Raw genomic sequence first — 16807 nt, 5'->3', positions numbered from 1 at the left:
ATGGCAACTATGACAGGCAGAGAACTGGCAAAAGAAATTCAATCAGTAGACAAGGGGTTTAAAGCACCATGGATGTCTCGTATGGCGTATGAGGAAATGATGTATGGCGTTGGCAAGACGAAGGAAGACTTTGATAAGTACTGTGATGAGATGAATGGAGAAGTCGTTGTAAAGCGAATTGAAGACCTGTAATATAAAACAAAAGTATTGACAATGAAATTGCTCAATGCTAGAATGGTTCTTGTGAGTTGCTCAATGACTCACGAGAACACTAAACAATTGAGGGAGAGATACATACATGAATATTCAAGACTGGAATGCAATGCAACGAAAATTAACTAGTGAAGCTAAGAGTTTTCTTTTAGATGCTTATGGTATCGAGTTAAATATTCCAGTGTTAGTTAATGGTCGATTAAAAAGAAGATATGGTCAGTTTGTATATAACCAATTTACACAACAACCAATCAAGATTGAGATTGGGAAAAATTATATTACACACCAAGACTGGGAAACGATTAGAGAAACGCTTTTACATGAGTGTATACACTATGCGCTGTTTACTCTTGGAAAACCTTTTAATGATGGCGATGATGTTTTTGAGGCAGAGCTAAAAAAACATGGTTCTCATAGTACTGGGACAGTAAAATATAGAGGCAAGGTAGTAGAGTATGGATGTCCAAGATGCAATCGTGTTTGGAGAAAGAAGAAAAGATATCCACGCAATGGAGCAGGATACCAGTGCAGTGGATGCAAGGTAGATATTAAGTTCTTAGGCGAGAAAATCGTCTAAAACTTTTTATTGACTGTCTACTGTGTTAGTGATAAACTAACTCATGTAGACAGTAATCAAATTATACAGGGGATGAGTTAAATGGCAAACACAAAATATGATACACTTATGGCATGTGCAGAAAACAACAAGAAAGAATTACAGACTGAATTAACGAAGGCTGTAAGCGAGTTACTAGCTTCGGCATCAGCAGTTCAATGCAAGTTAGTGTATGGAAATGGAGAGAATCACACAGAGGTTTCAACAGATATGATTCATAAGAATCTTAAAAGAATCGATGAAATCAAAGTTAAGCTGACGGCACTGGATAACATCTTGGGAATAAAAGAAAGTATTGAAAGTGGCAAAAAGATGCTTTACTGGTATACATATCGACTTCGAGGTTTTAGCCTTGGATGTCAGCCAAAAGATTTCGCTTGGCAAGATAGTAGTATTGGGAAGTTTGGAGCAATAATATATGAACGAGAGTTGACTAAGAAGGAAATAAGTGATTATGAGCTAGACTTCCACAAAAGCGAAATAGTGGATGCTACTAGTTGGAGGGTTGACTCATGAATGACCAAATGAGAAAGACCATCATATCCAAGCTTAGAAATGGGAAGGCTTTAGTCCCAGTTGAAAGAACAGCGCTTATTGAATTGTTAAAAGGCAAAGAGAAAAAAGAAAAAGAAGTGACTCGAAAATGGGTTGCTTCTCAAGATAATTAAATATAATTTGGAGGATAATGACCATGATTAAAAAATTACGAGTAGCACATTTTCCACAAGTTCCATGCAAGCCATTCCACGTAGAGGTTAAAAGCTTAGAAGAGGCGAAGTTAATTAGTGATACGTTAGCAAACTATGACTTGTTCCAATATGACAACAGAATCAAAGGCGACTATGCAAATGCTACAGTCGTTGAAGAGTATTGCGAAGAAGAAGGCGAATGGATTTCTTGGTCAGATGATGATACAGGCATTGATGATATAGATGCTTACTTCGAACACTTAGAAGAGAATAAAGGGCAAAAGAAATTTGAAGCATTTAAAACAACGGTAAGAATGGAGACAGAAGATGGTTCTAAGATTGGTCTTGTTGTGCAGGTAAACTTATTGAGTAGCACTTTGTACGTGAGAGACAAGGACAATAAGGTGTATGAAGTCAGCATGAACCGTGTAGAGATTGTGTAAGCCATGGATTGGGAGATATTCAAGAAATGGTTGGAGCTAGAGGGTATAGATATTATTATGCTCTCTTGGCAACAAACGCAAGTTCAGATGAAAGATTTTGAGAATGAGAAAAAGCAAAACTCTTTTAGCTACAGGAGGGCATTGAGAGAATATGGAGAGTGCAATTAAATCTTATATTGAATCAGAATTAAAAAAGCTAGACAATAGGGAAGTTAAGAGTATTGAGCTTGAGGGAGTCTATCCAAGCGTCCTACAGTCGATTCTAGGCACATTTGGAGAATTAGATACAAATGGATGGCAAGCTGATTACTGGACGAATACAGAGAGATACGAGGTCAGTGGATGTATGTATTACGGCAAGGCAACAATCTCACTGAGAGAGGGAGAGTAACTCTATGGATATATTCAAAGGGTTGGCTCTCCAAAAAGAAATATTAAAACAAGTTGAAGAAAGATTAGGGCGCAAGCTTACTGAAAATGAAGTAGAGGTATTTAAAATCTCGTCAAGGTTAGGACTTATTAAAGGCGAGAAATGTGGTAGAAATAATTAATAATATTGAGAATTAGGTGGATTAACCATGATAAGTATCCCAAAAGAAAACTGGCTGTATGAAGATGGAGATGGTATCGTCACAGACATGCACGGCAATGTAATATTAGAGCTAGGAGAGGCTACAATCTCAAGCAACATGTATGTGTACGCAGAATTAAAGAATCCTAAATGGTATCATAAATTTTTATTCAAGCCTCGTAAAATTGAATTGGAAGAATGTTGGAAGCTACGTTATGTAACAAAAGGAATGCATGCTTATATGACATTTAATAGAATTCATGTGTTATGGGGTGGGACTGTCAGAGTTTATAATCCCAAAAAAGGATACGAGTATAAGATTGGATACAAGTAATTAATAATATCGGACTTTTATTAGTTAGGAGATTGGGGAAATGTTTATAAAATTCAAGATTAAATCAGAGGCGCAAAGAGACTTACCGCACATGTCATTCCTGCCTCATATAAGCGAGGTAATTGTAACAGGTGGAGAGTACAGCGATGTTGTGGATGTGGTAGATATCCACGATGGTATTGAGTTTAGAATTCATAAAAAATATTTAGAATTAGTGTAGGAGGGATTGTCATGCAGGTAAAAATAACTAAGCCACAGGTTAAGAAGCTTTTGGAGCAAAATGGAGAGGTGACACTAGACTTATTTGAAAGAGGTAAAGACCCAAATCATTATATGACTGCTATATATCAAATTACTATCAAAAACATAAATGAAATAGATGGTAGAGCATCAGATGGTTTTAAGAATTTCTCTGGGCATAGAAACTTTAGCATGTCTATCTGGAAAGATGAGGATGGAACAGAAAATGCACAATAGCCACGATTCAAAAAGAAGACCCGAAGTTGGCATTGCAGATATGATTAGCCATGAATTTGGAGGGCTTGAGATTCAAGAAAAGCTAACAAATGGATATCTGATGTATGTCCCTTATGGTATTCATTGTGATATTTTCGAATCTATGGAAGCAAGCATTCGTGTGATGAGCAAGAAAATAGAGGAATTACATATTATCTTTCAAAATATTAACGATTCAGCAGGGGAAGTAAATGAATCTTTAGAAAAGCATTTCCAAGAGCAGATTGATGAGCTTAGAAAGCATAAGTATGTGTTAGAGAATATAGTTTCAATCAAGCATGAGATATAGGAGGAGATATTCATGAAGCAAGAATTTGAAGTTATTTTCGTAGAGAAGGTTAGGTCAAAAGTATACATCAAAGCAGAGAGCAAGGAACAAGCTCAAAAGCTATTTGACGATGGTGATTATGAAGGTCACAAAGCTCAAGAGTTAGATTCTTGGGATGCAGAAGTTGAAACAATAAAAGAACTAGAAGAGGGGAATTAAAATGACTACAGGAATATTCTTTAGAATGAGCGTTATTAGAAATGATTTAGATAGATTCTCACAAGATATGAAAGAGAGATATAATTGTAGAGTAGTTACTCTTATCAATGAAAGCGCAGATAAAGAATCTGTCCATATGGGCTATTGTGTATCGAACTCAGCAGGAGTCTTCAATGTGTTGATGCCATATGAAAAGAATGAGCGTAATGAATATGCAGTTACAGATAATACATGGACTGTTACGCATATCCAAACAGGAGAAGTAACTGATGGATACAAAACTCTTGGTCACGCAATGGAATATATATTATCAAAAGATGTAGATTAAAAAATATGACATGTCAATAAGAAATTATTGACATGTTTGTTGTAGTCCCTTATACTGTATACATAATTTAGTAAGACAATTAATTACAAGTACAGGAAGAGGGATAATAGCATGAAAACAAAAACAAAAAAATGGACAATTTGGGGAATTATCTTTTACGTTCATTCAGTATTCCTATTAGCTTTAGGGATTGATAGAGTCAACGGATATAATAGCGGTGAATATAGCAGTGATTTAAGTAAGCACGTTTATGTTGGTGGAGACGCATACAACTACATAATCAATTCAAATATGCTTACAGCGTTCTTCGTACTTAGTGCATCATTCTTTGTAGCAGGGACAATGTTAATCGTAACTGGCTCTATTATAAAAGCGATTAAAACAAATCAAGCACAAACGCCAGTGCAACAAGTTGTGAAACAAGAGCCTGTTAGCACTCAACAATAAGGAGAGATGGCTTTGAAAGTAATTACATGGGATGTAGACGATGTTCAAGGTACAGTAGATATGCTAGACACGATGTCTGCAGTAGACAGCCTTGTTAGAGGCATAGAGAACGAGACAATCGATACAGATACTGTTAGGACAGATGTGGCTATAGCCTTCGTAAAAAGAAATTTAATGGGCGAGTACCATGGAATCCTAGTGAAGCAGGAAGAAGAAATGCTAGTCGATTCGGAGATTTATGTCTTAACATTTGATGGAGAAGCAAGCGAAGGTGGAGAAATGTTTAGATTAACCATTGAAAGTATCGTTGATATACTTGTTAAAAAAGAGGCTACTGAATAATTTCAGTAGCTTTTAATATTTTTGTTTGACATCTTACTGTGTTAATAGTATACTGAGTAACAGATACATAAAAGGAGATGATTTGAAATGGCAGTCGCAGTAGATATGTTAAGAGTAGGTGAGCAAGAAAAGGTACACAGTCTTGGGAACTATGAAGTTATGAAAGTTTACACTTCATTCCTAAGCCTTCATGAAAAGAATTCACCTCAAACAGCAAGAGATTATAAAGCTAGAGTTGATGAGTTCTTTAAAATGACAACTGGGAAAGAGGTTCGCTTCTTATCCATTGAAGAAATCCAAGCAATCAAGAAAGCTGATGTTCAAACGCTATTCATTGATAAATTAGCCGAGAAGGGTAATATTAATAATACAATACAGACGAAGCTAAATAGCGTCAGAAGCTTTTATAATGAATTGTTGTCGAATGACTTAAAGGTGAACCCACTGATTTTCAAAGTGAAGTTACCCAAGGAGGTCAAGCATCATGAGTCTCTGACATTTCAAGAAGTTCAAATGTTATTCGAGTTCATGAAGAAAGAAAGAGACTTGGCGATGGAAAAGTATCTTCTAGTCAAGATGCTATTTACAACAGCTAATCGTAAGACAGCTACAGTAGGAGTTGTCTCTGAGTGTGGTATGACTTGGAAAGATAACTTTGTAATGCGAAGAGATGTCAACACTGGCGAGAACATTCATGTCGTAAAGGTTAAGGACAAAGGTAGTAAATGGATTGAGAAACCTATATCAGAAGAGTTCTATATGGAGCTACAGCAGATTAACAAAGGACAAAAGTATGTATTCACAATGAATCCTAAGACGCTTGAGAGAGCCTTAGAGAGATTTTCAAAGACAATAGGTAGAAAGATAACTCCTCATAGCTTAAAAGCGACAGCGATAACGCTATCGTATCAGATGTGCAGAGACATCAACCTTTGTAAGCAATTAGGTGGTCACTCAAGTATCGTAACGACTGAAATCTACTTACACGAGGAGAAATCACTGGTTAATCAATTGAGTTATCAAATGTCTAGGGAGTTAGATGAATCAGCTTTAGAATCCTTATCGCATCGAGAATTATTGGACTTCATCAATGCAAATGAAGATATCAAGATGCAAATGTTATTGAGGCTGAATAGATAGAATTCGGCTTCAATAACATTATTAAACAAATTTATTGAAATTGGTTGACTTAGTCATAAAAAGACTGTATAATCCTAAGTATAACAATTAAACAAAATTATTGAAATAGGGAAAATCGAATGATAAAACCCTATAGAACCGTTCAGTGAACTGTTCCAAATCGGTATCCTTAGAAAAGAAGGGTAGATGTATAGCCAACTCTTCTAAATACCTATTTGAAACAAAATTATTGAAGGTTGAGAGGTGTCAATCGTTGAGAGTAGCAAATCATAACAAGAAGAAATATATACTACAGATAAGAGGGGAAATTACAGATGAGAGATACATTAAATTTACAATCGTTGAAACATAGCAAGTTTGAAAAACATCGTAGAATCTACGAAAAAGCACACAAAATTATGGCGAAGGGATTTGAAACAGAAGAGTTAAGTAAAGAGCAGATTATGGACATTGCAAAAAGATATCCTAAATTAAATGTCTCTGTTATTATTGGTGGCGACATTGTCGTTAGAAGTATACATGACACTTGGATTGTAAAGGATGAGGGGAGATTCATATCTCTTTATCATAAGGCTTTTGTCTTAGAAAAAGGCAAGAGAAGAGAGAAGTATCATATTCAAGATATCTTTTATGACTTAGATTTTGTATTTGCAAGTATCGTTAGTCATGATGAGTTTAAGTTAGGCATTAAATTTAGAACAACAACAGATGAAATACAAGAAATCGTTAGAGAAAGTTATTTAGCAGTACTATAATCTCAAGAATCTACTTTTGTTCTAGATGGTAATCAATGCCTTAAAGTAATTTATGGAAATAAAGTTAAAAAAATAGTAAAAAAAAGTATTGCAATGGTTAAACGAATGTATTACAATTTACTTAAGAAAAGCGTTAAGTTAAATTATTGCAATACTATAATACATAATTATTAAAAGGCTAAGTAAAACTAATAGGATACAAGGTAGATAAAAAGGAGATGTAAGACTATGCTAAATAAAGATACTATTATTGATTTGGAGAAGGTTTTAGAGGGCGTTAAGTTCTTATCTAAAGCTAAGAGAGATATTATGATGCAGTTATCAGAAGTAATTAGTGAAGATAAGGTTAAGGCGTTGTTTGAAGGTGAATTAAAAATAGAGAATTTAAATGATAGCGAGCAATTAAACCTTTTAACAGTAATTTATGGATATGCTAAAGATGAGAGATTTAATCCTTCTAAAATTTCAAATAAAGAAGAGAAGAAAGAAAACGAAGAGCCTAAAAAAGATAATATGCCAAACCTATACTTTGACTATTCATTCAAGAAAGAGTTTGCTTCTCAATATAAAGATGATACAAAAAGAGTTGTTTTGGCATTATTTAGGAAAACTGCTGAAATTGAAAATGAAAAAGGTAAAGACCTATATAGTTTTAATAAAGAAGAATTAGCAGATGCGATTATAGCTTTAAAAGCTAAGACAGTTAGAAGTCTTCAAGATAAAGTATCAACTATTGAACGATATATTGATTTCGCTAAAGATAATGGAAAAACTAAAATTAACTACGCTACATTATTTGACACTAGAGAAAAACTTGAAGCTTTAATTGATAAAGAAGCAGAAGAGAATATGATTTTTGATAAAGATGAGATTATGGAAATGGCTATGAGCGCCGATAACGCACAAGATGGCGTAATACTGGGATTACTTTTTGATGGATTAAGTCATAAGAATGAATTTGAAGAATTAACAGAATTAACTAAAGATGATATTAATATGGATACAGAAAACCAAGAAATTATTTTAGAAGATAGAAATGTACCAATTAGCACAGAGACAGCAATTTTAATTAATAGAGCATTAAAACAAGATGACGTATATGTAAGTATTACAGGCGAGAAAGCTCGTAAATATAAAATTGCAGAAGGCGACCATGTTCTTCGTGGATTAAGAGGGAAAAATAAAGTTAAAGGTCAAATAATAAGTCAACGTCTATTAAGGATTGCAGATACTTTTGAATATCCATACTTAAACGCAACAACAATTTCATATAGTGGTCAATTACATTTAGCTAAAGAATTAATTGAGGAAAAGGGAGTAAATATTAATAATGCTATTATCGCTGTACTTAAAAGATTTGCGCTTCCAATCAATAATTCTTCACAATTCACTTTAAAAAATAGAATTGAAAAATATTTAAATTTATCTAAATAATGACAATAAAATAAAAGAGTGAGCCACCATTACAGTGTTCACTCTTATGTCTAACAATTATCGATTATTCAAATAAATAAAGATAATCAAATGGATTCATACTCCATGCGAATGCTGATAGAACCTCAAGTACACCAGTTAAGATGAGAAGGAATGATATAATAAACAGCATAATTCTCAGAACTCTTATTCTTTTCTTATCGTGCTTGTCGATATATTTACCTTTCCCTCTATCAAATATACAAAGAAGTATAATGTCAAATACCTGCATAAAGCTTCTTGGTCTAGTTATGAGCCATTTTCTATCCTCATGAGTGACACGAAGTATAGTCCCCCTTGGGATATCGTAGTCTAATTTGACCTTGTTGCGAAGTAGGAAAGAGATTATAAAAACACCAATTATAATCCCTAGACACAAGAATGCAAACGCTATGAGTAAATGGTCGGTAAATTGTTCCCAAAACTGATTCTCTTTAACCATAAGCCTTTTCTCATAAAGACATTGTTTTAATTGTTCTAGTAAAAAATCTTTATCTTGTTTGATTGGTTTTAAATTATCCAATTTATACCACCTTTACCTTAACTGTCTTCATCGACAATCTTTTTATACCAATAAATGATTTTTTTTAAAAATTCTTCCTTCTTGTCTTCACTCAAGTCAGTATCGCTGTTTATTTGTGATATAGCGACAGACAGTGTAGGATGTTGTTCCAAAGCTTTTCTAGTTGAGAGGGGTATTTTGCGAAACGAGCGAAACAATTCGTCTTCATCTAATTCTAATGTTTCGGCAAGTTTTACAATGATTTCATCTGATGGGTTTGAGTTTTCTCCCTTCTCAAGTTTTGCTATGTAGTTGATTGATACTCCAACTGCCTTGGCAGTCATTTCAAGGGTATACTTTTTCTCCTGTCGCTTTAGGCGGAGTAAAACGCCTGTGTTTCTCTTTGTCATGATATATCTCCCTGTCATACACTGTACACTAACATCGTATAATAGCACAGTTCTTATATTATTTTTATAGGTTCACTTGAATTTCCATAATTTACATGAATGGAAATTCAAGTGAGAGTGTAAAAATCACTTGCTTTTCAACTCGGAGTTGAATAAAATAAGTGGAGTCACCATTATTTAGTTAAATATAGTAATTATGTTAATTATATTATACTCATATGGCGGACGATACATACAGATTATGAACACTTGAGTTGAATTTGTATAAAAAACATACAAAATAGTCACAATCTTAGCAAAGCACGGCATAATAAACAGATAAACAAATTGTAATGCGTATCACAGCAAGTGACTATTAAGCTTAAGACGATATAAGACAAACGCTTAAGCGAGAAGAGAAGATATTATTTTTTGACGTTAAGTAAATGTATTAACAGGCTATTGTCTTAAAAAAACAAAATGACAAGTCTTACATTGCAAGGAGCGTATGCTCAATTTAGGGGAAGGTGGAGTATGTTATTCGATTGTAAGTGGATGTACAAGAGAATTTGAAACATACATATACAAATATTTGCTCATTTACAATTTAACATTTGGAGGATATACCTTATGAAAACTTACACATTAGAGATGCTTGCAGGAATGCGAGGAATTGATGCTTTAACGCAGGCAGAGGAGCGAGTGGAGACGCTTCTTGTTGATACAATTAACGAACTGGGCGGGAAAAAGGTCGTTGGCGTAAAGAAGGTTAGAACACACCTTCTAACAAATGAGTTTAATTACGATGCGTTAGAACAAATGGTACAAATTGCAATCGATTTAAAAGATATGGAAGTGGTTGCAGAGCAATATCTTTTACAAATCATGAAAGAACTATGCGAGAAGGTCTTTCGAGATTTTGTTCCACTGGATATGGTAGATACATTTAGAATGGCACTTGAAGTAATGCTATCTAAAAACAATTGGGATTCATCAGTTGTTGTTAAAAACGTGGCGAAGTATTTTACAAGTGGCACTGTATATCCAGTAGCAGAAACTTATCGTAAGGCAAGTGAAAAGCTTCAAGAATAACAAGGAGGTGATTAGTAGTGAATCAGCAAAAAGAAATGTATGAGAATAAAGATATGGAAGCATTTCTAAAGTTAGAAGACATGGTAGAAGATTTAGAATTGCAAACACAGAAGGCACTGTCTCTTATTGTTTTGAATGTAGAGCCAAAAGATGCTTTCAATGATGCAATAGTTGTTATGGACAAAATGAAGAATCTTCATGAGTCCATAACAGATGAATCAGTTAAATTTGTTGCGACTGAAAAAATCAACATTGCAATTGATATCTTTAAAGCAAAATTATTACAAGCTAATGTTGAACATTTGTTTTAGTTATATCAACAAATGTTCAACTTAGCTTAACGAAAGCGCTCAAAAAAAATTGGAGGTATAACATGGATATATTACAAGTTGCAGAAGTTATTAAACAAATTGGTGGAACATCAAGCAAGAAGGCTAAAGAGGAAATTATCTCACTTCACAAAGAAGATTCACTGTTTGGAGAGGTTTTAAATTTCATCTTTAACCCATATATTAAAACGAATATAGCGAAGAAAAAGCTAAACAAGGACGTTAGCGTTGACCCACACCAATTCGTACCGTTATATACATTCGAAGAGTACATGAGTTTTTTGGGGGTCAACACAGGAAAAAATGTAGATATTTTTAAAGTTCAACAATATATCTCGTCTCAGCCAAAAGAGATTCATTGGTTACTAGAAGCGATGGCGACAAAAGATTTAAAGATTGGCGCAACATCATCTACTATCAATAAGGCGTTTGGATATAGCTTCATTCCAACGTTTGAATTGATGCTTGCTGAGAAGTATATCGAGACGAAAAAAGTCAAAGGTGTTCCAAAAGTATATGAGCATTGGAAAAGATACCTTGAGAAGCGTGTAATTGCCACCCCTAAGCTTGATGGCAATCGCAATGCAATATTCGTTCGTGAGGATGGCAAGGTTACGCTATACTCTCGTGAAGGGCATGTCTTCGAAGGGTGTGTCGAAATAGAAGAGGCATTAGCATCGTATCCAAGAGGTTTTGTATATGATGGAGAACTACTAGCTACGAATGAAGAAGGTCTAAATTCAAAATTATTATTTAAGAAAACAAACAAAATTATTAAAAAGAAAGGAGAAAAGAGAGGTTTAGAATTCCACGCCTTTGATGTAATTCCAATTGAAGCATTTGAAAAAGGTGGATGGTTAGTAGCTTGTGAGAAACGAAAAGAAGCGCTAAAAGAAGTGATTGAAAAGAATCCACACCCATTGGTCAAGTATGTTGAACCAATTTACATTGGAATATTTGACAAGGAAAAAATTGACGCACTTGCAGAAGAGGCGAAAGAAAATGAAGAAGAGGGTATCATGGTTCAGCTCGCAGACGCACCATATGACTGCCGTAGAACTTTCGATATACTGAAAGTAAAATCATTCGAATCAGCAGATATCAGATGTTTAGATATTTACGAAGGTAAGAGTGGGAAAAACATTGGTCGTTTAGGTGGTTTAATCTGTGACTTCAAGGGGCATCCAGTCCGAATCGGTGGAGGGTTCTCTGATGAGTTGCGTGATGCTATTTGGGCAGACCCAAGCATGGTTATTGGAAAGATTGTAGAGATTCAATACTTTGAAGAATTTGAAGATGAGGACGGAAACTTAGATTTACGATTCTCGGGTTTTAAAACAATTCGTGATGATAAGACTGAGCCTAGTTATTATTAATGCCTTGGATGGCAATTGTAACATAACTGTAAAACAAAAGTATTGAGACGTATGTTATAATTTCATTAGGCATCAAGTCTTTAGAGAAAAGAAGGGAATTGATATTGTGAAAATTTTAAAATCAAAGGAGAGTGTTGGCAGGACAGCACTAGTTGTTACTACCGCCACAGCTATTACGTTTGGAGCAATGCTTTATAACGATAGCGTAGAAATGGACAAATACAAGGGGCAACTAGGCAAGGCGCAGGTACAAATAGAACATCAACAAGCTGATTATAAGTCATTAGAGCAGAAGTTCTTAAGCGTCAAATCTCAAAGCGAACAGCTATCAGAGAAGCAGAAAGAATTAAGCGCTGTTATCGATACGCTATCACAAGAGAAAAGTGATATGAATGCTGAAAACGAAAAGCTTAAAAATGAAGTAGAACAATTAAAAAAGATTAAAGCTGATGCAGAGAAGGCAAAACAGGCAAAGCAAGAGCAAGTTAAAAGCGCCGAAAAAAAATCTTCTTCATCCAGTACTGTATCAGCAGGAGGCTATGAAAACTGGAGAAAAATAAATGTGCAAGCTACTGCTTATTCAACGTATGAAGCAGGGGATAAGCTTGCAGGACAGTGGCAAGGATTAACGGCTACAGGTACGAGTGTACGTTGGGGAGTTATTGCTGTAGACCCTAGTGTGATTCCGTTAGGCTCTAAGGTATATATTCCTCAGTTTAACCAAACATTCACTGCTGAGGACACTGGGAACGCTATTAAAGGTAATATTATCGATATCTTTATGAGTACCAACTCACAAGCGAATGACTGGGGAAGACGTAATATCGAAATCTACGTTCAGCCGTAAAAATAAAATAAATCTTTATTTTTTTTCTTGACTACATTAAACAAAAGTATTAAAATAAAGGAGTGTTAAAGAATAGTGATTCAATTAGCATTTAATAACTGGATGGCAGGCTCGGGAAAAGATGCTTGTGCTGACTACTTAGTAGAGAAACATGGATTTAAAAAATATGCACTATCTGATGGTATTTATGAAGTTGCATATACCTACTATGGTATCCCACGAGGCACTCGACCTCCAAGAGAACTACTTATTCACATCGGAGAAAGTCTACGAAGCTACGACATTATGCTTTGGATTAATGATACACTTCGCAGAATCGCTGAGGATGGTCATGATAGAGTTATTATTACAGACGTAAGAAAGCTCCTTGAGCATTCCGTATTGGGCGAAAAAGGGTGGTATAATCTTATGATATACTGCGACCCTGCGGTAGCAATCGAACGTCTTGAACAGCGTGATGGAGAGGCTAAGGAAGAGTTAATTATGAATTCTAGCTTAGAAAACCAACTGCGACCTTTAAAAGACTATATGAAGACAATTGATAACTCAGATGATTTTGAAGAAACTAAGAAAGAACTGGATGCTTTAGTACGGTTTCTAGAAGAATCTTCTTCCAAAAAAATAAGTTAAACAAAATTATTAATAAAGTATTGCAAAAGAACGCCTGTTCTGATATGATAAATTTACCAACAAGGAACAGGTGTTCGAAAAAAGAAATACGGAAATGGGAGATAGATAGACATGGAAATTAAGAAGTACTCAAACAAAAGCGAGAATCACTACACTAAGGCATTGCGTTTTATCAAGGGTTCGAAAGTAAAATTCATCATAAGTTACTCAAAATCTCTTAATGGCAAGAAATGGCACGATGATGATAAGAAAGCTAGAAAGTTTGGGTACTTCACCTCGAAAGAAAAGATGTATAGAGCTAAGGCGCTGATTATTGGTTGCCACAAATTAAGTCTTCTACTAATCAGCTAAGTTGATAAAATGCGTATTTTAATAACTCTGAGGAGGAACTGAATTGAAAAAACGTAATAGATTATTTTTAGAAAATAAAGCGGAAAAAAAGAAATACAAAGGGCTAAAAGAAGGACAGGCTCGTGTCATTGGAAGCACTATAGTAAGGCACTCTTACCCAGTAGGCTCAATCGTTGATATAGAAGAAATTGATGGAGTTCATATTAAGTGTAGTAAGCCTAATCATTCTAGGCACTTCAAACACGTCCAATGGATTCATAAAACTGACCTTGTAATCAAACTATAAACTATGCCAAGAATAATCGTAGCAGGAAGTCGAGGCTTCAATGATTATCGTAAGTTAGCAACGAATCTAGTAGCCTACTTCATGAGAAAAGGTTATTATCCAAAAGATGTTGAGATTGTAAGTGGTACAGCAGATGGAGCTGACAAGATAGGTGAGCAATTCGCTATAAAAGGTGGATGTAAACTTACTAGAATGCCTGCTGACTGGAGTATAGGAAGGCAAGCAGGATACATTAGGAACTGCGAAATGGCTGACTATGCACATGAAGATAATAATGGTGTATGCTTCTGCTTTTGGGATGGAAAGAGCAAAGGAACGAAGCATATGATAGACATCGCAAAAAGAAAAGGATTAGAAGTCCATATTATAAACTACTAAAATAAAACAAAACTTGGAGGAAATTATTATGACAAACACAATTAAATTACATGCAGATGGTATTTTTGTAAGTGAGTGTGAAGCGTTAATTCACGATTTTAAAATGGTAGAAGAAGCTAAGAATCATCTTTCAGAAGAGAAGTTCAATGTGTTTTACAAACAGTTCTGTGACAAAGTTCGTGAATCATTTGGCATCGAAGGTATCCTTAGTGTTGTATTGAGCGAAGATGAGAAAGTAGTATACGTTCCATACTTCTCTATTAGTGCAACAGGAAATAATAGCTACACAATGCGCCACAACATTGAAGATGGATTCTATATCGAATTGGAACAACATCCTGCTCTAGAAGTAATTGACTTAGAAATTGCAGAAGTTAAAGAAGAAATTGAATTTGCAGTAGACTTTGATGAAGCAAAAGATGCTGTTGAAAAATTAAATGGTCTATACGAGTTGCGAAAAGCCACAGTGTCGTACCTTAAGCTTATAGAAGAAGTTGAAGAGTTCACCAAAATGATGCTTGCGTTTAAACCGCTTATCACTTGTACAAATGTATTGAAACAAAATTAGTAAATGGGGGATTGTTATGGGTACAGGGGCAACGATTCGAGAGCCAGTCTTCATCGATATGGAGACTGGGACTCAGATAGCAAATGGAATAGAAACAATAAATCTAACTAACTGGGACATGGATATGTCATCATTGATACGAAATGAAGCGTATTACTATGGTTCTCTGACAGTCAAGAAACCTTTAAACAGTTATTTAAGTCAAGGAATTGAAGCAAGAATGCATCATGAGTTTCTAGCAAGACAATATAACCAAAAACTAAACTAATCGAAAAGAGGAAACTAACCATGTTAAAAGATATTCTTACAAATCCAGTAATGCTTACAGATGTTTATAACTTATCTCATCAACGCCTTAAGGTGAATACTGATTGGGAAGTATCACATATTTACAATCGTAAAGAGGGAATGATTTTATATGGCTTCGCTGAAATGGCAAATAGAATTCTAGAAATTCAGATTACAAATGCAATGATTAAACAAGCCAAAGAGTCTGCTGAGATTATGGGTGTTATCTTCCCTACAGAGCTATTTGAGCGTGTTATAAAGGAATGTAATGGCTATGTACCAATTCAAGTACAATCTCTCGCAGAAGGGACATGGTGTCCTGCAGGAACGCCATTTGCACAAGTTAGTAATACAGTTGAAGGCTTTGGTGAATTAGTAACTTGGTATGAAGGAATCTTCTTACACGCTTCATTCCCTTGTGGAACAGCGACAGAAGCATTTAAGATGCGTAAATATCTTGAAGAAATGAAAAAGACACATGGATTCGATGATAGTTTCCTAATTCGATTACACTCATTTGGATTCCGTGGACATCGTAGTTTAGAGGATGCTTACTGGGCAGGAACTTCTTGGAACATGTTCTTACATGGCTCAGATGATTTCCATACTATGATTCATACTCCAAACGCTAAAGTTGGCTCTATCCCTGCACTAGCTCATAAAGTTACTCAGCAGTACGATGTAGAGTACGATGGATACATTCATACGATTGATGCTACGGCAAAGGCAGGCGAAAAAATTGTTGCCATCGTTATTGACACTTACGATGCAAATCGATTCATTGATAGTTACCTAGTTCCACTTGCACACTACGCAAAAGAAAAAGGTGTTCACTTAGTTATTCGCCCTGATAGTGGAGATGTAAATGAGCAAGTAGTAGAGGTATATCACAAGGTTCAAGCATATGGAATTACAAACGTCACAGCAATCATTGGAGAGGGTATGAGCTTCCAAAATGTAATGCGAACTGACTTCTTCTTCAAAATGCGACAAGTGCCATTAACATTTGTAAGTTATGGAGTAGGTGGTGGATTCTACAATCACATTAACCGTGATACGTTAGGGTTTGCAATGAAGACAGCATTCTCAAATGGCGCACCACGTATGAAGTTCGGTATGAATCCATTGAAACGCTCAATTCCTGATGCAGTAAATGTTTTACTAACAGATGATAAAAAGATGTACGTAACACGTCAGAGCGCAGATAACATTAACGATTGCTTGTATAAATTAGTTTATCACCATGACGATATGATGGATGAGCCAATTGTTAACTATCCGAAATGGGAAGAAACTCAAGAACGAGCAATGTCTTATATCCATGAAGAGAATCTGCAAGAGCATATCTTGCTACATGATGATATTAAAGAGCTTGTTAAAGAGTTCGAAAAAACTTACAGTTAAACAAAATTATTGA

30 protein-coding genes are annotated in these 16807 nt (G+C 35.1%); 28 read left to right on the top strand and 2 right to left on the bottom strand.

Features of this window, described 5'->3' with window-relative positions; genetic code table 11:
* The 18 genes from ACTFRS_RS26240 (at position 1) to ACTFRS_RS26155 (ending at position 8315) form a co-directional block, all read left to right on the top strand.
* Positions 1-192: a hypothetical protein gene (locus ACTFRS_RS26240; protein WP_048558985.1), complete on the top strand. Its 192-nt coding sequence runs from the start codon at positions 1-3 to the stop codon at positions 190-192.
* Positions 193-298: 106 nt separating this feature from the next.
* Positions 299-790, top strand: coding sequence for a SprT-like domain-containing protein (locus ACTFRS_RS26235; RefSeq protein WP_250670526.1), 492 nt, complete (start codon positions 299-301; stop codon positions 788-790).
* A gap of 81 nt (positions 791-871) precedes the next feature.
* Positions 872-1345, top strand: a complete 474-nt coding sequence (locus ACTFRS_RS26230; RefSeq protein ID WP_048558987.1) for a hypothetical protein — start codon at positions 872-874, stop codon at positions 1343-1345.
* Complete coding sequence (locus ACTFRS_RS26225; protein ID WP_157669203.1) at positions 1342-1497, top strand: hypothetical protein; 156 nt, start codon at positions 1342-1344, stop codon at positions 1495-1497. The genes ACTFRS_RS26230 and ACTFRS_RS26225 overlap by 4 nt, the downstream gene beginning before the upstream one ends.
* 23 nt (positions 1498-1520) lie before the next feature.
* Positions 1521-1961 (top strand): hypothetical protein, encoded by a 441-nt coding sequence (locus ACTFRS_RS26220; protein WP_250670519.1) that lies wholly within the window; start codon positions 1521-1523, stop codon positions 1959-1961.
* A gap of 151 nt (positions 1962-2112) precedes the next feature.
* Positions 2113-2352, top strand: coding sequence for a hypothetical protein (locus ACTFRS_RS26215; RefSeq protein ID WP_048558988.1), 240 nt, complete (start codon positions 2113-2115; stop codon positions 2350-2352).
* A gap of 4 nt (positions 2353-2356) precedes the next feature.
* Complete coding sequence (locus ACTFRS_RS26210) at positions 2357-2512, top strand: hypothetical protein (protein ID WP_157669204.1); 156 nt, start codon at positions 2357-2359, stop codon at positions 2510-2512.
* Positions 2513-2539: 27 nt separating this feature from the next.
* Positions 2540-2866 (top strand): hypothetical protein, encoded by a 327-nt coding sequence (locus ACTFRS_RS26205; RefSeq protein WP_048558989.1) that lies wholly within the window; start codon positions 2540-2542, stop codon positions 2864-2866.
* A gap of 40 nt (positions 2867-2906) precedes the next feature.
* Positions 2907-3086 (top strand): hypothetical protein, encoded by a 180-nt coding sequence (locus ACTFRS_RS26200; protein ID WP_440025475.1) that lies wholly within the window; start codon positions 2907-2909, stop codon positions 3084-3086.
* A gap of 11 nt (positions 3087-3097) precedes the next feature.
* Positions 3098-3343: a hypothetical protein gene (locus ACTFRS_RS26195; protein ID WP_440025476.1), complete on the top strand. Its 246-nt coding sequence runs from the start codon at positions 3098-3100 to the stop codon at positions 3341-3343.
* Positions 3321-3671: a hypothetical protein gene (locus tag ACTFRS_RS26190; protein WP_440025478.1), complete on the top strand. Its 351-nt coding sequence runs from the start codon at positions 3321-3323 to the stop codon at positions 3669-3671. The genes ACTFRS_RS26195 and ACTFRS_RS26190 overlap by 23 nt, the downstream gene beginning before the upstream one ends.
* Before the next feature lie 12 nt (positions 3672-3683).
* Entirely contained in the window at positions 3684-3869 is a 186-nt protein-coding gene (locus ACTFRS_RS26185; RefSeq protein ID WP_440025480.1) for a hypothetical protein, read from the top strand.
* Position 3870: 1 nt separating this feature from the next.
* Positions 3871-4197, top strand: coding sequence for a DUF5634 family protein (locus tag ACTFRS_RS26180; RefSeq protein WP_048558993.1), 327 nt, complete (start codon positions 3871-3873; stop codon positions 4195-4197).
* 111 nt (positions 4198-4308) lie between these two features.
* Positions 4309-4644, top strand: a complete 336-nt coding sequence (locus tag ACTFRS_RS26175; protein WP_440025482.1) for a hypothetical protein — start codon at positions 4309-4311, stop codon at positions 4642-4644.
* Between the two features lie 12 nt (positions 4645-4656).
* Complete coding sequence (locus ACTFRS_RS26170; RefSeq protein ID WP_440025484.1) at positions 4657-4986, top strand: hypothetical protein; 330 nt, start codon at positions 4657-4659, stop codon at positions 4984-4986.
* A gap of 87 nt (positions 4987-5073) precedes the next feature.
* Complete coding sequence (locus ACTFRS_RS26165) at positions 5074-6126, top strand: tyrosine-type recombinase/integrase (protein ID WP_440025486.1); 1053 nt, start codon at positions 5074-5076, stop codon at positions 6124-6126.
* A 314-nt stretch (positions 6127-6440) separates the two neighbouring features.
* Positions 6441-6881 carry a hypothetical protein gene (locus tag ACTFRS_RS26160; protein WP_048558997.1) on the top strand — a complete coding sequence of 147 codons (441 nt, stop codon included), beginning with the start codon at positions 6441-6443 and terminating at the stop codon, positions 6879-6881.
* A 228-nt stretch (positions 6882-7109) separates the two neighbouring features.
* Positions 7110-8315 carry a phage lytic cycle repressor MrpR family protein gene (locus ACTFRS_RS26155; protein WP_048558998.1) on the top strand — a complete coding sequence of 402 codons (1206 nt, stop codon included), beginning with the start codon at positions 7110-7112 and terminating at the stop codon, positions 8313-8315.
* A gap of 64 nt (positions 8316-8379) precedes the next feature.
* Here ACTFRS_RS26155 and ACTFRS_RS26150 read toward each other — a convergent pair whose 3' ends face one another.
* Positions 8380-8877, bottom strand: a complete 498-nt coding sequence (locus ACTFRS_RS26150; protein WP_440025488.1) for a hypothetical protein — start codon at positions 8875-8877, stop codon at positions 8380-8382.
* Positions 8878-8894: 17 nt separating this feature from the next.
* The gene (locus tag ACTFRS_RS26145; RefSeq protein WP_048559000.1) at positions 8895-9266 is read right to left on the bottom strand and encodes a helix-turn-helix domain-containing protein; all 372 of its coding nucleotides are present in this window, start codon (positions 9264-9266) and stop codon (positions 8895-8897) included.
* A 609-nt stretch (positions 9267-9875) separates the two neighbouring features.
* Here ACTFRS_RS26145 and ACTFRS_RS26140 point away from each other — a divergent pair.
* The 10 genes from ACTFRS_RS26140 (at position 9876) to ACTFRS_RS26095 (ending at position 16794) form a co-directional block, all read left to right on the top strand.
* Positions 9876-10337: a hypothetical protein gene (locus ACTFRS_RS26140; protein WP_048559001.1), complete on the top strand. Its 462-nt coding sequence runs from the start codon at positions 9876-9878 to the stop codon at positions 10335-10337.
* Between the two features lie 17 nt (positions 10338-10354).
* Positions 10355-10648, top strand: coding sequence for a hypothetical protein (locus ACTFRS_RS26135; protein ID WP_048559002.1), 294 nt, complete (start codon positions 10355-10357; stop codon positions 10646-10648).
* 62 nt (positions 10649-10710) lie between these two features.
* Positions 10711-12042: an ATP-dependent DNA ligase gene (locus ACTFRS_RS26130; protein ID WP_440025491.1), complete on the top strand. Its 1332-nt coding sequence runs from the start codon at positions 10711-10713 to the stop codon at positions 12040-12042.
* 211 nt (positions 12043-12253) lie between these two features.
* Positions 12254-12889 (top strand): 3D domain-containing protein, encoded by a 636-nt coding sequence (locus ACTFRS_RS26125; protein ID WP_440025493.1) that lies wholly within the window; start codon positions 12254-12256, stop codon positions 12887-12889.
* 75 nt (positions 12890-12964) lie between these two features.
* Positions 12965-13519, top strand: coding sequence for a dephospho-CoA kinase (locus tag ACTFRS_RS26120; protein ID WP_440025494.1), 555 nt, complete (start codon positions 12965-12967; stop codon positions 13517-13519).
* A 394-nt stretch (positions 13520-13913) separates the two neighbouring features.
* Positions 13914-14156 (top strand): hypothetical protein, encoded by a 243-nt coding sequence (locus tag ACTFRS_RS26115; protein ID WP_319611574.1) that lies wholly within the window; start codon positions 13914-13916, stop codon positions 14154-14156.
* Positions 14157-14159: 3 nt separating this feature from the next.
* On the top strand, positions 14160-14534 hold the full coding sequence (locus ACTFRS_RS26110; protein WP_440025496.1) for an SLOG family protein: 375 nt from the start codon (positions 14160-14162) through the stop codon (positions 14532-14534).
* Between the two features lie 28 nt (positions 14535-14562).
* Complete coding sequence (locus ACTFRS_RS26105; protein WP_440025498.1) at positions 14563-15102, top strand: hypothetical protein; 540 nt, start codon at positions 14563-14565, stop codon at positions 15100-15102.
* Positions 15103-15118: 16 nt separating this feature from the next.
* Positions 15119-15370 (top strand): hypothetical protein, encoded by a 252-nt coding sequence (locus ACTFRS_RS26100; RefSeq protein ID WP_440025500.1) that lies wholly within the window; start codon positions 15119-15121, stop codon positions 15368-15370.
* Positions 15371-15390: 20 nt separating this feature from the next.
* Positions 15391-16794 carry a nicotinamide phosphoribosyltransferase domain-containing protein gene (locus ACTFRS_RS26095; protein WP_440025502.1) on the top strand — a complete coding sequence of 468 codons (1404 nt, stop codon included), beginning with the start codon at positions 15391-15393 and terminating at the stop codon, positions 16792-16794.
* The last annotated feature ends 13 nt before the right edge of the window (positions 16795-16807 follow it).

This window comes from Bacillus cereus group sp. MYBK139-1, assembly GCF_051916915.1.
Classification (GTDB): domain Bacteria; phylum Bacillota; class Bacilli; order Bacillales; family Bacillaceae_G; genus Bacillus_A; species Bacillus_A pacificus.
This window is presented reverse-complemented; position numbering and strand designations above follow the sequence as displayed.

Coding starts and splice junctions, on each gene's coding strand:
- ACTFRS_RS26180 (WP_048558993.1), top strand. CDS start 3,871: ATGACTACAGGAATATTCTTTAGAATGAGCGTTATTAGAAATGATTTA.
- ACTFRS_RS26235 (WP_250670526.1), top strand. CDS start 299: ATGAATATTCAAGACTGGAATGCAATGCAACGAAAATTAACTAGTGAA.
- ACTFRS_RS26195 (WP_440025476.1), top strand. CDS start 3,098: ATGCAGGTAAAAATAACTAAGCCACAGGTTAAGAAGCTTTTGGAGCAA.
- ACTFRS_RS26140 (WP_048559001.1), top strand. CDS start 9,876: ATGAAAACTTACACATTAGAGATGCTTGCAGGAATGCGAGGAATTGAT.
- ACTFRS_RS26220 (WP_250670519.1), top strand. CDS start 1,521: ATGATTAAAAAATTACGAGTAGCACATTTTCCACAAGTTCCATGCAAG.
- ACTFRS_RS26190 (WP_440025478.1), top strand. CDS start 3,321: ATGGAACAGAAAATGCACAATAGCCACGATTCAAAAAGAAGACCCGAA.
- ACTFRS_RS26100 (WP_440025500.1), top strand. CDS start 15,119: ATGGGTACAGGGGCAACGATTCGAGAGCCAGTCTTCATCGATATGGAG.
- ACTFRS_RS26200 (WP_440025475.1), top strand. CDS start 2,907: ATGTTTATAAAATTCAAGATTAAATCAGAGGCGCAAAGAGACTTACCG.
- ACTFRS_RS26215 (WP_048558988.1), top strand. CDS start 2,113: ATGGAGAGTGCAATTAAATCTTATATTGAATCAGAATTAAAAAAGCTA.
- ACTFRS_RS26110 (WP_440025496.1), top strand. CDS start 14,160: ATGCCAAGAATAATCGTAGCAGGAAGTCGAGGCTTCAATGATTATCGT.
- ACTFRS_RS26160 (WP_048558997.1), top strand. CDS start 6,441: ATGAGAGATACATTAAATTTACAATCGTTGAAACATAGCAAGTTTGAA.
- ACTFRS_RS26155 (WP_048558998.1), top strand. CDS start 7,110: ATGCTAAATAAAGATACTATTATTGATTTGGAGAAGGTTTTAGAGGGC.
- ACTFRS_RS26240 (WP_048558985.1), top strand. CDS start 1: ATGGCAACTATGACAGGCAGAGAACTGGCAAAAGAAATTCAATCAGTA.
- ACTFRS_RS26225 (WP_157669203.1), top strand. CDS start 1,342: ATGAATGACCAAATGAGAAAGACCATCATATCCAAGCTTAGAAATGGG.
- ACTFRS_RS26145 (WP_048559000.1), bottom strand. CDS start 9,266: ATGACAAAGAGAAACACAGGCGTTTTACTCCGCCTAAAGCGACAGGAG.
- ACTFRS_RS26130 (WP_440025491.1), top strand. CDS start 10,711: ATGGATATATTACAAGTTGCAGAAGTTATTAAACAAATTGGTGGAACA.
- ACTFRS_RS26205 (WP_048558989.1), top strand. CDS start 2,540: ATGATAAGTATCCCAAAAGAAAACTGGCTGTATGAAGATGGAGATGGT.
- ACTFRS_RS26095 (WP_440025502.1), top strand. CDS start 15,391: ATGTTAAAAGATATTCTTACAAATCCAGTAATGCTTACAGATGTTTAT.
- ACTFRS_RS26165 (WP_440025486.1), top strand. CDS start 5,074: ATGGCAGTCGCAGTAGATATGTTAAGAGTAGGTGAGCAAGAAAAGGTA.
- ACTFRS_RS26185 (WP_440025480.1), top strand. CDS start 3,684: ATGAAGCAAGAATTTGAAGTTATTTTCGTAGAGAAGGTTAGGTCAAAA.
- ACTFRS_RS26125 (WP_440025493.1), top strand. CDS start 12,254: ATGGACAAATACAAGGGGCAACTAGGCAAGGCGCAGGTACAAATAGAA.
- ACTFRS_RS26230 (WP_048558987.1), top strand. CDS start 872: ATGGCAAACACAAAATATGATACACTTATGGCATGTGCAGAAAACAAC.
- ACTFRS_RS26105 (WP_440025498.1), top strand. CDS start 14,563: ATGACAAACACAATTAAATTACATGCAGATGGTATTTTTGTAAGTGAG.
- ACTFRS_RS26175 (WP_440025482.1), top strand. CDS start 4,309: ATGAAAACAAAAACAAAAAAATGGACAATTTGGGGAATTATCTTTTAC.
- ACTFRS_RS26210 (WP_157669204.1), top strand. CDS start 2,357: ATGGATATATTCAAAGGGTTGGCTCTCCAAAAAGAAATATTAAAACAA.